This is a genomic window from [Clostridium] fimetarium (genome assembly GCF_900111235.1).
GTDB lineage: Bacteria > Bacillota > Clostridia > Lachnospirales > Lachnospiraceae > Clostridium_N > Clostridium_N fimetarium.
This window is the reverse complement of record NZ_FOJI01000014.1, coordinates 70,340-82,698: the sequence shown is the minus strand read 5'-3', so window position 1 is coordinate 82,698 and position 12,359 is coordinate 70,340. Positions and strand designations below refer to the sequence as shown.

Sequence of the window (12,359 nt, the reverse complement as noted above, 5' to 3'; positions counted from 1 at the left end):
ATACAATTTGGTGAAATTACGAATAAATAAAACACACATCGACACCTGTAAGAGTTAACATAAATCAGTTGAAGTCGGTTTAAAGCACACAATAAAGCAGTATACATACGAAAGGAGGCTTTAAAAACACACTATGATGGATTATGAGTATTTAGACAACATGAAAGCTCAAGAGTTTGGTTTAGAGCTTGAATTTACCTTTATTACCAGGGAACAAGCTATGCGAGTAATAATTAACATTCTACATGATGAGGATATGATTGATTCTGAAGGTAGGCAGTGGGATGTGAAAGGTGATTCGAGTATTTCATCGAAGAAGAAAATAAATGGTATCGTATACGATGCAGATAGGAGCTATCAATGTGAGATGGTAACACCTATTTTAGGGTATCAGGATATACCGTTACTTCAAAATATTATAAGAGCTTTAAAAAGAGCAGGTGCAGACACTTCTGAAAAATGTGGCATACATGTTCATATTAGAGCAGATGACCAGACACCACAAAGCTTAAGAAATCTATTGAATTTAATGCTACAAAAAGAAGAGTTAATAATTAAAGCTTTTCAAATACCAGATGATAGATTATTCAGATACTGTGCCAAAGTAGAGGAGAGTTTAATTAAAGCCATAAATAAAAATACTATCAATACAGTTCAAGAATTGGAAGATGTATGGAGCGTAGAATGTGGTACTAGGTACAAAATGTTAAATCTTGAGTCTCTATGGGATAAAAAGGGAATTGAGTTACGATTATTTAATTCTACTTTTCATGCAGGTTTAGTCCGTAGTTATATTGTATTTAGTTTGGCATTGTGTTGCAAAGCTATGAATATGAGCAGAGTGGTTCCAAGAAGAAATAAAATGACTAATGAACGATATGAGTTTAGGTGTTGGCTTAATAGATTAGGCTTAAAAGGAGATGAGTTTTCTAATTGTAGAAAACATCTGATTATGTATTTAGATGGTGATAGTTCTTTTGCTCAACCTGAAGATCATAATCGTAAACGAAAGGTAGTATAAGCATATGAGTGACAATGAAAGAATCAATAGAATATTAGGCAAGATAGAAGAAGCTTGGAAAGCATATCCTGATTTTAGATTAGGACAATTAATAGCAACAGTTAACCAAACAAATGGGGTATCTGATATAGAAGACGTTGACTTTGAGAGGAACTTAGACAAATGGATATCCTTATGGAAGGGAGTGAAGCAGAATGATTAGTTTATTAAATTGGACTTTGATTGTAGCAAAATCTGGTGGAGTACATATAAGCTATGGTTTATTAGAAATTACTCCTTTAATAGTAGCTTGTAGGGTTGTAGAGAATGGAATGATAGTAACAGTTTTACCAACAGAGCTGAAGACAGAAAATGAAGATGGGGAGTATTATCTTGACTTTAAAGAACTAGTTCTGAAGTCACGACCATTAATAAATCATTTTGTAAAAGAGTATGGTTGCAAAATAGATTATCGTACTCCAGAGATAGTAAGAGCTATCTATGATTTTATTGCCATAATCTGTTTAGAGGCTGATTCAGTAGGTCTATCAGCCATCAATATTGATAGTTGTTTTGAATATTATAAAGATGCTCTGCCTTATAAAAATATAGATTACAAAGGAGTTCTGAAGGCTATTCATAGATCAATGTCAGGTGAATAGTTACGATCAGGATTTATATCTACTTCAGATAATTATAATTTTCAATAATATATGTGAGTTGGTATATGTAAAGCAGATACTTACTCATGGATAATAGCTTTATTATTTATTACAGTTACCTAATATCGATCACAGGATATTGGATATCTGAAATGATAGGTTACATTACATGTTGTAATATATCTAACTACCAAAGCTTTAATAAATAAGCATAATGTAAGGTAGCGATAGCCATACATTGTGTAAAGTGCGACTAACCTTTGCTGATAATTGATAATGTTGAAGAAGAGATCTAATTGAGAAATCAGTTAGGTCTTTTTCTTTTGCTTAATATTAGACGAAAAGTAGCAGACAACTTCTAGTAAGTTAAGTTCTCTAGCAATTTGTGAGTTTTATGTTGATTATTCATTATTTTTAAGCCATAAGTGAATTGGTGAATTCACTTTTTAATTTTAGTGATTAATACTTATATTTTCAGAAATTGGATTAGTTTCATTTTATATATGAGAGTACATATAATTGCATAGGTTAATTTAAAAGGATAGATGATTTATAGTTATTATACTTTTATGAGTTAATTAAATTAGTAAAACTATTTTAATATAGAAAGGAGTGATGACAATGAATGAGTTTGTAAAAAAGATTTTCTTAATTATCGCAGTATTAGTATTTGTATTTATAGGCTGGCAAATAATGTTTAATGATGGAGGTTTCCTTCAGACTTCCTACAATGCTATTGCAGTTGAAATAAATAAAAATTGGGCAAATACGCACGGAGAAGGAGAAGAACTATTATCGAGATATGGTGAACCAGAGGCTCAAAATAATAGTAATTCTGGGAGCGGAGGATTTGATATTAATGTTAATTAAATCAAATAATAAATTATAAAGGAGTGATAACTATGAGTAAGTTTATTAAGAAGCGATTAAAACTAATATCTAAAATACGTTTATTCTTAAATGGGGTATTTGTACAAGCACCAGAAGATAGAAAGAATAAAAGTAATTGCGAAAGTTTTGATGGGCAACATTGGTAAGTTGAGAGTGTGTTCTAGTCAATAATTTTAGTAAAACTGGTTATTCTAGTTACATTGATTGAAGGGAGAGGAACTTATGAAGTATAGAAATTTTCTTACAATAATTTTGCTCAATTTTATGTTTATGTGTTTGCTCTCATTGTATATGGAGTATGCAACATTTAATCGAACCACACAGCGGTTGATGACCAATTTTGATCTAGCAGTTGAATCTGCAATAAATTTAAGTACTGGCTCAGAGGAGTTCTTTTCTGATAAATTTAATACGGCAATTTCATCACAGGCTACATCAATTGATAAATCCAAACTTTTATATGCAACAACTAAAGTATATAGAGATGGCAATTGGATAACAGGAAATATTTATTTGATGTCAATGTATTATAATCAAAATGGTGCTTTTCCTGAAAGCCAAACAGATTACAATATGTATGCTAGTGGGAAGACCTCAGAGAATATTTTCGAATATCTATTTGGAAAAGTAGGAACAGATTATAGTAACGCTGATTTAAAATGGGCAAATAACTCATCAGATATAAGTATCATTGGTGGTAGTAAGAGACAGGTCACTAATACAAACTTTTTAGAGTTTTATACTAAAGTGGGGTATAAGATTACTTCAAATATTGCGTGTAAGCAGAAAAACGAAAATTCATGGACACCAGTAAATGAGACAGTTCCCACATTAACTCAAATGGGGCTACGATTAAATCCTTACAATGAAGTTACAAGTCAGATAACTAATGATAATTTCACTACAACAGCTCATCAGGGAACAAATAATTCAGTATACTACCTTACCCCTGCATCAATGGGTGTAACATACATACCAATTGAGGTGCTGAAGCCTACAGTATTATCAAATCTAGAGCAGATGATAAGGTTCAGTAAGTGTGGATTAGATCCATTAACAAGTACTTCTATTGATATAAACAAAACATATGCATCTGCAGAAGGTTGCATAGCAACAAATGTTTATGATGATGGAAATGGTGGTGCTTCATCTAGCTCACTAGGACATAGAACCACAGACATTTCACCCCAATACACATCAACGACAGACATGTTAAATGATGGATATGTTGAGTATGACATGAGTACATTGAAGGTAAAAGTCGATTATTTCGTAGTTGATTTTTACGACACAGCAAATTGGAAGATTGCAAATGATATTTATGGTGCCATTCCAAATCAATCTGATTTAACTACTTTACCAAGCAAACTTAAAGCAGCAGATACAACACAAGATAAAACAGCTGTTGATGGAAATAAAATAGTTGCAAGAGTAACTGTTAAATGTAAGATACATATACCTTACAGGTCATCTCTTCTTCAATGGTTTATAAACATTACATCTGATGATGAAAATGAGCATTATGATATAAAGTTGTGGGATGAAGAAAGTAAGTCAATAGTGACAGATAGTGATGGTGTATGGTACCAGTATAGTACTTACTATGTTACGGAATAGTGCTTAGACGCATATTTACAGATGAAAATTTCAGAGATTAAGATTATTTAGAACCAAGTTGAGAATTGATTTGGTTCTTTTTTATTGTGTGAATTCTTGAGTTGATTTTTTGTTAATCAAGTTCTTTAGGTTAGCTTTACTTTTATCATAGTTTTATCCATTTACTTCTAAGGATTTCTATAGTTTATACAGTTGAATTTGGAAATGCCAATACAAATACAAACTATTTGTAAAAGGAAATTACAATTTTGTTTATTAAAAGGAGATTAATTATATGAGTTCTATGGGAAGTACATTAAAAAGTGTAAGTTATGGTAGTTACATGGGTGTCGAAGAAATACCTGATATCTTATTGGAGATACTTGCAGGCAAAGAGGACATGAAAGTAAATGGGGAATATATCTATGATTATTCTATCGAAATTATTGAGGCAGCATTAAATGGAAAAATTGTATTAGATGGCTCTTTTAATCTTATTGGATTTGTAAGAACTATTCAGAAGAACAAAAAGTTAGTTGAATATAAAGTAGCCAGAAAATGTACATATTTTAAGCCAGAGGGTGCAGAAGATGATAAAGGTGGTGTGGTTGAAAACCATATCAGTGAAGATAAAAATGAGTATAATAGCGTAGATGTTCAACTTGATGCAGTATGGGCAGCTAGTCAAATAATTAAACATAATGATGAATTAGTTGATGATTTAGGCGTCAACTTAATCAATCTGTTAAAGAAAGCAAAAATGGGATTTCCACAGGCTATTGAAAGGTTAAGAGATAATGTAAATGAGAATCCAAGAATTGCAGAATGGGTATTACTTCTTTTAGAGAGTGGTCAAGATCTTGATGTTTTATTGCCATAGTAAGAATAAACAGTAAATAGGTACCTGATGCTACTAAAGCTTTAGATAGTATTATATAAAATGTATCAAATAAAAATGAAGTGAAATTAAGTTCTTTATAATGGGGTATTTAATTGCTCAGTGCATATATAGCACTTAGTTGTTAGAAAATAATAGTTAAGAATATCCCTATTTGCTAGTATATATTTGAGATGAATTATAGTTAGTGTATTATGAATAACTCATTCATACATACCTCCATGAAATGTTAATTGATAGCAGGAAAGTCTCATCGCTTTCCTGCTACGGCAACTCCTTAGTTTATGATTCCAGTAAGATTCATAAAATAAGTTCATTATAAATTATCTTATTTAAGAGGGTGTAATAACCCTCATGTTATTAATTCAGCAGAGATGTTGATTAATATAAATTCTTCCTATGAAGAAATTCTACTATACTTATATTTTCATGTAGACGTAAAAGGTTTTCTACTAAATATAAGGCAGTAGAAAACAATTGATTTCCTTTATTTCCTTTTACAAAGATAGGTAGAGCTATAAACGGCTCTACCTATCTTTTTGAGTTATTCTTTAATAGTTGACCAAGATTCATTAAACGTTTAGATATGAAGACTCTGTATGTATTATTTCTTAAGAAGTCCATCAAGGTAGGCTTCTAATATCTTCTTATCGTTACGAGGTAATTCTCTATATTTATGGATAATCTTTCGTTCTTTAGTAGACAAATCAGTTCTTTGTTTGATTGGGGTATCATATGAAAAGAATTCTGAAAGAGTTACATCGAAGCCTTTACAGATTTTTTCAAGTGAGACTATAGTGGGACATGTATTCCGAATGAAGATATTATTAACACTTGAATAAGGGATATCAGATTCTTTAGCAAGTTTGTATATTGACCAATCACGCTCAGCTAATAGCTCTTGCATTCTCAGTAAAACTCTGTTGGTATTTTCACTCATCAATTAGTACTCACTTTCGTTATATGTTACTTAACATTGTATTTCTTTATTGAAAAAAATATTAGATGTAAAAAGTGGACATAAAACTATCTTGAATATATTACTCAAATGAGTTACACTTAGTAGAAAATATTTCCAAAGATGGAATTGTATTCTATTTCAATAAGGGATATAATGGTAAATAGTATGCAGAATTACATATTGTTCATGAGGGATTTTATTAAGTTTAAAATACTGTTTGGGGAGATAAATAATGAATAGAAATAGAAAAATAGCAATTGGAGCTGCTACATTAGTGGTAGGAGCGACAACTATTGGAATGGTATCTTGTTATAGTACGAAGGCACATGAGAATATTTCAAGTATAGTAGAAATGCAAAGTAATGCTAGTGCTACTACCATAGCAACGGTTGCCGACAAAATACAACCACAGATACTTGGGGTATCTGATAAGTCGGCTGAGCAAGGTACGCCTATTGACCTTATGTTAGGAATATCTGCATTGGATAATATAGATGGTGATATTACAAGTAAATTAAATGTATCAGGAGCAGATTTCACTACTTTTGGTACTCAAGAAATTACATACACAGTCACCGATATATCAGGAAATACATCAATTGTAAAGTCTAGCCTAGTAGTAACAGAAAAGATATTATTTGAATGTGATTATATAAGATATATAACAGCTGATAGCTTGAGTATTAGGGATAATCATAGCACAGAAGCAGGTCTAATCACCTCAGTGGGGTATCGAGACGCAGTTACAGTCATTGCAACAGTGAAGGATACGAATTGGGTGAGAGTTAGACTATCTAATGGAACAGAGGGCTATTGTATCAACGATTATTTAAGCGAGAGCCAACCGGCTGTTAAGGTGGTGGTTACACCTACGCCTACAGTTGCCACACCAGTAGCACCAAGTAACTGCACATCTAACTGCTCAACAGATTGCACTTCAGATTGTACATTAATTCCAAGAAGTCAGAATTGCCCAACAGGTAATCCAAATGGAGTAGGTTGGTAATAACTATCAGATAAGGAGACTAGATATGGCATTTTACAGTTTTATAATAAACAAAAACTTAAATTTACCTTTATGTAGAGACCTTGCAAGAAGTAGAGTTGAAGTCCAAAGTACAAAAGTCAATAATTAATACTGATCGGGGAGATAAATAATGAATAGAAATAGAAAATTAGTTATTGGAGCAGCAGCTTTAGTGGTAGGAGCAACAACTATCGGAATGGTATCTTGCTATAACCCAAGTGCTCATGAGAGTGTATTAAATAAAACTGAAACTCAGAACAATGCTAGTGCGGTAGCCGACAAAACAGAACCACAAATCCTTGGTGTTTCAGAAAAGTCAACTGAGCAAGGTACTGCAATCGACCTTATGTCAGGCATCTCAGCAGTGGATAATATTGATGGTGATATTACAAGTAAATTAACTGTATCAGGTGCAGATTTTGAAAACTTTGGCACTCAAGAAATAACTTACCTTGTAACGGACACAGCAGGTAACACAGCAGTAGTGAAATCTAGCCTAGTAGTAACGGAGAAGATACTCTTTGCATGTGACTATGTACGTTATATAACAGCAGATAGCTTAAGTATCAGAGATAACTACAGTACTCAAGCAGGTCTAATCACTTCAGTGGGGTATCGAGACGCAGTTACTGTCATCGCAACAGTGAAGGATACAAACTGGGTTAAAGTACGTCTAGCAGATGGCACAGAAGGCTATTGCATCAACGATTACTTCAGTGAAACTCAACCTGCAGTGAAAGCAGTAGCCCCAGCCCCTGCTCCTACACCAACACCAACTCCAGTTACACCTAGCAATTGTACTTCTAATTGCACCTCAGATTGCACAGCAACACCAAGTAACTGCGCAGCAACACCAAGCAATTGTGCATCTAACTGTTCAACAGATTGTAGTAGTACTCCAGATTTACCTATAGGTAATCAGAATTGTTCCACAGGTAATCCAGGTGGTCATTATTAACAACTAGCATATAAGGGGAATAACCTATGGCATTTTACAGTTTTATAATAAACAAAAACTTAAATTTACCTCTATATAAGACCATTGTAAAGAGTAGAGTAATGAAAACAGAGTTTCCAAGTCAATTAGTATTACCATTTCATGACTATAATGTGCATTTGTTTTACGTCGAATGTAAGTCAAATAAAGAGTTAATATCTTCACTTCCAGAATTAATTAGTTCATTTATATTAGAACACACAAGTGATATTTGTGTTTATCCTTACAGTGATGTCTACTCTACAACAGCTGTAAATAATATTTAAATAGTGCATTGGCACTTTAAAAATAGATAGCATTAGATATATTAAGTATAAAAGGTCTTGAGGAGTAAATTCTTCAAGACCTTTTTGAATTTTTAAATATAGAATTTTTATACAGTTGAATTTGGAAGTCTCAATATAAATACAAAATCATGTAAAAGGAAATCTATTTTTAAAGGAGAAATTTGTAATGAGGAGAAAAAGGCAGTTAGTTTTATCTGTAGGATTAATGGTAGTTATATTGGTAGGTGTATCAGTTTTTACGATGACAGATGTAGGTGCAAGAAGTAGTGAAATAAATACCTCTGATAGTATTTATGAGGAGCCAGAAACATCTCAAGTAGAAGAATTAAATGTGGTAGGGCAAATTGAAGACGAAATAACCAATCAAGAGACAGAGTATTTACAAGAGGTTGAAAGTATTCAAGCTTCAAATGGGGCAGCCAGCAGTGAAACATCTACTGAGGATAAAATTAAATATGTTAATACAAAAACATATTTGAGATCAGAACCAGATTTTGAGTGTGATCCCAATGGATACATCGATGAGTGGACAGAGGTTTATGTTATTGATAAAGGATGGGACTTTAGTTATGTAAGGATTACCAGTGATGGAGTGACAGGTTATGTTCGTAATTGCTTTATTTGTTCAGAAGAAGTTAAAGATAACACTATTGAAAAAAATAAGGCAATTCAAGATGAAGCTGATAGAAAGAAAAAACTTGCAGCAGGTATTACTATAGGAGGTATTACAGTAGAAGACACTTTAGAAAAGACTATGATTGATGAAATAAATAGTTGTCTTGCTAATGTTCCAGGCAATTTAGTTGATGGCTTTAATAAGTCTGATTGGAAGATACTTGTGACATATAAAAATATTGCAAGTACTTATGGAGGCAGCTCTGGTTCTTGGTGTGGATTAACATTAACAAATGAGCATAAAATTATTCTTGAAGCAGATGGTAGTAAGTTTAGGAGTAGTGTAGTTCATGAGTTTTTTCACTATGTAGATTACTCTCATGGTTGGTTGAGTAACACAGGTGAGTGGAAAAGTATATATGAGGCAGAAAAAGATATCTTTCAGCCAAGTGGATATTCGGAAGATGGTCATTATAAAAGTAGTGCTCAAGAGTTCTTTGCTGAAGTAGGTCAGGAATATTGCTACAATCCAAATGGGGTACTTCAGTTAGCACCGAGAGCCTATGCATATATGTTAAATAATTTTGGGTATTAGTAAAAATATTTAAAAGCAATCATCGAAAGGTGGTTGCTTTTTTTTGCTTAAATTAATAAAAAGTAAAAATTTATTAAAAATGACTTGATTATATTTTCAAACAGAGTGATTAATACGACCACAAAAATAAATCGGAAGGAGTGTATGGCATTGGTGGGATTTCAAAGTATAAATGATTTTAATCCAGTTTTACTAACAAATGGGGTAGCAGGACAGAGAAGTCAAGATTTACTGCATTTTGAGGAGTTATTACCCAAGGTTACAACAAATATATTTTTCAAGAAGAAGGAGAGATCACATGACAAGAAGTAATTTACCAGTTGGACTGGGCACATTAAGAAAGTGGAAAGAAGAAAAGGGAAATTTAAAATGTACGTTACCATATCAGCGACATTCTGGTATGTGGAATTTGATAACTAAGAGCATGCTTGTATGGTCATTATTGGCTGACAGTTATCTACCACCAATTGTACTTTTGAAGGACTCTGATGGACTTGATGAAAAAGGAAAACAGCAGTCGAAGTATGAAATACTTGACGGGCAGCAACGATTAACAACGTTATTTTCATTTATGAATAATGAATTTAAGCTTCATGGTTCCACACCAGAGGCAGAAGTTGATGGTACAGTATATGATTTAGCAGGATTTACATTTACTGAGTTGAGTGATGAGTGTAAGGATGCTATTACAGGATTTAGATTTTCAGTTCAATGTATTGAAAACTACACCTCTGAAGAGGCTGAGATGCTATTTGCAAATATCAACAGTGGAGTAGCTCTTTCAACAGTTCAAAAAAGTAAGCCTAAGCTTGGTGAAGAGATTTGTAATTATATGAGAGACCTCTTGGAAAAACCATTTTTTAGCCAAGGTATCAACATTACTGCTAATCAAGCACTAAGAGAGGATGATTTTGGTTTAGCATTACAGTCAGTTATGCTACTTGATTCTGACTATAATGATTATAAATCAATTAGTATGTCAGAATGTCTTAAGTATGCTGAAAGATTGCGTAATTTGTTTACTAAGTCACATAGAGATGATTTTTCAGATATCGTAAGCTATCTTGGGGTATTCAATGAAAAGACTAAGTTTCTAAGAAAAAATAATGTACCGATCATTATTGTTTTAGCAGAGCAGGCATTCCTTAATGATATCGAAGCTGAAAGTTATAAAGCATTTCTTAGTGAATTCTTTTTAAGTGAATCAGAAGCTTATAAGGAATTTTCAGGTAGTGGTAATGTTAAAAGAGTCAATGTTGAAGGCAGATTAAATGTATTGAAAGATGCTTTTTATAAGTACTTCAGAATGACTCCACCGGTCGAAGAAAAGTCTGAACATACAGAGGATTCTAACTCAAATGGGGTATGTGCCGAAGATCAAAATGATGTTGAAAACATAAGTAATGAAGATCCAATCGAAAATGCTAAGGATATTTTAGATGAGCCAAGTCTTGTAGATGTTGATGATGTACAGACTGGTATTTCTGATGAAAATGAATCAGTTGCAGAGAGCGAGGACTCAGATGGCGGACAAAATTAAGATATACTCGTTGGAAGAAAGACAAGAAGGTTATATTAAAGAGGTAGAAGATTCTCTTGAATCTTTCCAAAAAGAGGTTGGTGGTTATATTGAAATCGTTTGCCTTGATGATAAGGCTGATTTAGACCTTTTTGTGAACGAAGAAGGAAAAATTAGAGGTTTAACTTTGAATAGAGCATGGCTAAATAAAGAAGGTGATATTATTGAAATAATTTGTGGTAATGGATTTGTTGCAAGGCACGATAAAGATGGAAATACTACAAGTATTCTTGAGTCTGATATCTCATTTATTAATGATACATTACTTCCAATACTTATATATTCAAATGGCAGTGCTATATTACAAACAAAAGAAGGTGAAGTAATCCATGCAGCAATTAAGTAAAAATCAGTTAGAAGAGTTGTATCCGAAAGGTATGGTTCTTCAACTAACAGAAAGAATTGATGACCCTTATTCTCCAAAAGAGGTAGGCGATATATTTACAGTTAAGTGTGCTGACGATAATATGCAACTGCATGGGTCATGGAAGAGTGGTGGCTCAATAGCCATAGTCGTTGGTAAGGATAAGTTCATAAGTGTATAGAGGATGAGACCTATGTCGAAAGATGTAGGTCTTTTCTTTTTATCTGAAATGGGGTACCTTAGGATTCTTTTAAGGTTGATAAATTTTGTAAGATGATTTATAGCTAGTGAATTAAATTCGATAAGAGATTTTTTCTTATATAACGAAAGGAAGAGCTAGATGAAAATAAAAAGAGGTAAATTAGAAGCGACCAGACCAGTAAATATTGCTTACACTGTTTCTGTCATAAAAAGTTTTATACATTTACAGACAAAAAAGCATGTTAAGAGTGTAATTTTTTCAAATACAACAACTGACTTTGGAGATACATATCATTCTTGTAATGGAGTTGAATTAAATGTGTTAGAGTGCAATAAATTTAAAATAACGCAAGGTGGTAGAGATGTATGTGATTTATATTATTGCTTTTGTGAAAAGTGTGGAACCGTATTCTTATTTACTCATTGGTATGGATGGGAAGATGATTTTGGTGATAATAATTAGCACCATCATATTAGCGATTATAATCACAATAAATATAGTTAAGTTTGGTGTAAACTCAGTAAGCTAGAGGCTTTGAAGCCTTTACGGAACAGTTGGGGTAGGTCTTGCGAACACGAATGCCCTTTACGGCTCCAAATTCGCCCCAAACAGCCTTTTAAAAGCCTTTGCTCTATACTTCTTCGATTGGCTTGGGTTTTGTCGGAAACGGCTTGAATTTTTCTTC

Annotated in this window: 17 protein-coding genes; 16 read left to right on the top strand and 1 reads right to left on the bottom strand. The window is 32.8% G+C overall.

The features are described from left to right. Nucleotides 1–160 precede the first annotated feature (160 nt). From BMY18_RS16160 to BMY18_RS16135, 7 genes are all read left to right on the top strand, one after another. Nucleotides 161–1,021, top strand: a complete 861-nt coding sequence (locus BMY18_RS16160) for an amidoligase family protein (protein WP_092456036.1) — start codon at nt 161–163, stop codon at nt 1,019–1,021. Between the two features lie 4 nt (nt 1,022–1,025). Next, nucleotides 1,026–1,223: a hypothetical protein gene (locus BMY18_RS16155; protein WP_092455951.1), complete on the top strand. Its 198-nt coding sequence runs from the start codon at nt 1,026–1,028 to the stop codon at nt 1,221–1,223. Further along, nucleotides 1,216–1,662, top strand: coding sequence for a hypothetical protein (locus BMY18_RS16150; RefSeq protein WP_092455948.1), 447 nt, complete (start codon nt 1,216–1,218; stop codon nt 1,660–1,662). Before BMY18_RS16155 ends, BMY18_RS16150 begins: the two co-directional genes overlap by 8 nt. A 621-nt stretch (nt 1,663–2,283) precedes the next feature. Beyond that, entirely contained in the window at nt 2,284–2,532 is a 249-nt protein-coding gene (locus tag BMY18_RS16145; protein ID WP_092455946.1) for a hypothetical protein, read from the top strand. A gap of 32 nt (nt 2,533–2,564) precedes the next feature. Then, complete coding sequence (locus BMY18_RS21555; protein WP_278281078.1) at nt 2,565–2,699, top strand: hypothetical protein; 135 nt, start codon at nt 2,565–2,567, stop codon at nt 2,697–2,699. A gap of 76 nt (nt 2,700–2,775) precedes the next feature. Next, the gene (locus BMY18_RS16140; RefSeq protein WP_092455943.1) at nt 2,776–4,170 is read left to right on the top strand and encodes a hypothetical protein; all 1,395 of its coding nucleotides are present in this window, start codon (nt 2,776–2,778) and stop codon (nt 4,168–4,170) included. A gap of 274 nt (nt 4,171–4,444) precedes the next feature. Further along, nucleotides 4,445–5,029 carry a hypothetical protein gene (locus tag BMY18_RS16135; RefSeq protein ID WP_092455941.1) on the top strand — a complete coding sequence of 195 codons (585 nt, stop codon included), beginning with the start codon at nt 4,445–4,447 and terminating at the stop codon, nt 5,027–5,029. Nucleotides 5,030–5,651: 622 nt separating this feature from the next. Here BMY18_RS16135 and BMY18_RS16130 read toward each other — a convergent pair. After that, nucleotides 5,652–5,987, bottom strand: a complete 336-nt coding sequence (locus tag BMY18_RS16130) for a helix-turn-helix domain-containing protein (protein ID WP_092455939.1) — start codon at nt 5,985–5,987, stop codon at nt 5,652–5,654. A 253-nt stretch (nt 5,988–6,240) separates the two neighbouring features. Here BMY18_RS16130 and BMY18_RS16125 point away from each other — a divergent pair, with 253 nt between their 5' ends. The 9 genes from BMY18_RS16125 (at nt 6,241) to BMY18_RS16090 (ending at nt 12,136) form a co-directional block, all read left to right on the top strand. Further along, nucleotides 6,241–7,014 (top strand): SH3 domain-containing protein, encoded by a 774-nt coding sequence (locus tag BMY18_RS16125; RefSeq protein ID WP_092455938.1) that lies wholly within the window; start codon nt 6,241–6,243, stop codon nt 7,012–7,014. Between the two features lie 151 nt (nt 7,015–7,165). Next, on the top strand, nt 7,166–7,993 hold the full coding sequence (locus BMY18_RS16120; protein WP_092455936.1) for an SH3 domain-containing protein: 828 nt from the start codon (nt 7,166–7,168) through the stop codon (nt 7,991–7,993). 26 nt (nt 7,994–8,019) lie between these two features. Further along, nucleotides 8,020–8,298 (top strand): hypothetical protein, encoded by a 279-nt coding sequence (locus tag BMY18_RS16115; RefSeq protein WP_092455934.1) that lies wholly within the window; start codon nt 8,020–8,022, stop codon nt 8,296–8,298. Nucleotides 8,299–8,485: 187 nt separating this feature from the next. Beyond that, nucleotides 8,486–9,529: a hypothetical protein gene (locus BMY18_RS16110; protein WP_092455932.1), complete on the top strand. Its 1,044-nt coding sequence runs from the start codon at nt 8,486–8,488 to the stop codon at nt 9,527–9,529. A 144-nt stretch (nt 9,530–9,673) separates the two neighbouring features. After that, nucleotides 9,674–9,841: a hypothetical protein gene (locus BMY18_RS21160; RefSeq protein WP_170841444.1), complete on the top strand. Its 168-nt coding sequence runs from the start codon at nt 9,674–9,676 to the stop codon at nt 9,839–9,841. Next, nucleotides 9,828–11,069: a DUF262 domain-containing protein gene (locus tag BMY18_RS16105; RefSeq protein ID WP_092455930.1), complete on the top strand. Its 1,242-nt coding sequence runs from the start codon at nt 9,828–9,830 to the stop codon at nt 11,067–11,069. Before BMY18_RS21160 ends, BMY18_RS16105 begins: the two co-directional genes overlap by 14 nt. Beyond that, nucleotides 11,053–11,454: a DUF3846 domain-containing protein gene (locus BMY18_RS16100; protein WP_092455928.1), complete on the top strand. Its 402-nt coding sequence runs from the start codon at nt 11,053–11,055 to the stop codon at nt 11,452–11,454. Before BMY18_RS16105 ends, BMY18_RS16100 begins: the two co-directional genes overlap by 17 nt. Then, nucleotides 11,438–11,653: a DUF4314 domain-containing protein gene (locus BMY18_RS16095; RefSeq protein ID WP_092455926.1), complete on the top strand. Its 216-nt coding sequence runs from the start codon at nt 11,438–11,440 to the stop codon at nt 11,651–11,653. The genes BMY18_RS16100 and BMY18_RS16095 overlap by 17 nt, the downstream gene beginning before the upstream one ends. 159 nt (nt 11,654–11,812) lie before the next feature. Beyond that, nucleotides 11,813–12,136, top strand: coding sequence for a hypothetical protein (locus BMY18_RS16090; RefSeq protein ID WP_092455924.1), 324 nt, complete (start codon nt 11,813–11,815; stop codon nt 12,134–12,136). The last annotated feature ends 223 nt before the right edge of the window (nt 12,137–12,359 follow it).

Bases quoted from the DNA above. Each gene is read 5' to 3' on its own strand.
- BMY18_RS16160 (WP_092456036.1), top strand. From the start codon at position 161: ATGAAAGCTCAAGAGTTTGGTTTAGAGCTTGAATTTACCTTTATTACC.
- BMY18_RS16155 (WP_092455951.1), top strand. From the start codon at position 1,026: ATGAGTGACAATGAAAGAATCAATAGAATATTAGGCAAGATAGAAGAA.
- BMY18_RS16150 (WP_092455948.1), top strand. From the start codon at position 1,216: ATGATTAGTTTATTAAATTGGACTTTGATTGTAGCAAAATCTGGTGGA.
- BMY18_RS16145 (WP_092455946.1), top strand. From the start codon at position 2,284: ATGAATGAGTTTGTAAAAAAGATTTTCTTAATTATCGCAGTATTAGTA.
- BMY18_RS21555 (WP_278281078.1), top strand. From the start codon at position 2,565: ATGAGTAAGTTTATTAAGAAGCGATTAAAACTAATATCTAAAATACGT.
- BMY18_RS16140 (WP_092455943.1), top strand. From the start codon at position 2,776: ATGAAGTATAGAAATTTTCTTACAATAATTTTGCTCAATTTTATGTTT.
- BMY18_RS16135 (WP_092455941.1), top strand. From the start codon at position 4,445: ATGAGTTCTATGGGAAGTACATTAAAAAGTGTAAGTTATGGTAGTTAC.
- BMY18_RS16130 (WP_092455939.1), bottom strand. From the start codon at position 5,987: ATGAGTGAAAATACCAACAGAGTTTTACTGAGAATGCAAGAGCTATTA.
- BMY18_RS16125 (WP_092455938.1), top strand. From the start codon at position 6,241: ATGAATAGAAATAGAAAAATAGCAATTGGAGCTGCTACATTAGTGGTA.
- BMY18_RS16120 (WP_092455936.1), top strand. From the start codon at position 7,166: ATGAATAGAAATAGAAAATTAGTTATTGGAGCAGCAGCTTTAGTGGTA.
- BMY18_RS16115 (WP_092455934.1), top strand. From the start codon at position 8,020: ATGGCATTTTACAGTTTTATAATAAACAAAAACTTAAATTTACCTCTA.
- BMY18_RS16110 (WP_092455932.1), top strand. From the start codon at position 8,486: ATGAGGAGAAAAAGGCAGTTAGTTTTATCTGTAGGATTAATGGTAGTT.
- BMY18_RS21160 (WP_170841444.1), top strand. From the start codon at position 9,674: ATGGCATTGGTGGGATTTCAAAGTATAAATGATTTTAATCCAGTTTTA.
- BMY18_RS16105 (WP_092455930.1), top strand. From the start codon at position 9,828: ATGACAAGAAGTAATTTACCAGTTGGACTGGGCACATTAAGAAAGTGG.
- BMY18_RS16100 (WP_092455928.1), top strand. From the start codon at position 11,053: ATGGCGGACAAAATTAAGATATACTCGTTGGAAGAAAGACAAGAAGGT.
- BMY18_RS16095 (WP_092455926.1), top strand. From the start codon at position 11,438: ATGCAGCAATTAAGTAAAAATCAGTTAGAAGAGTTGTATCCGAAAGGT.
- BMY18_RS16090 (WP_092455924.1), top strand. From the start codon at position 11,813: ATGAAAATAAAAAGAGGTAAATTAGAAGCGACCAGACCAGTAAATATT.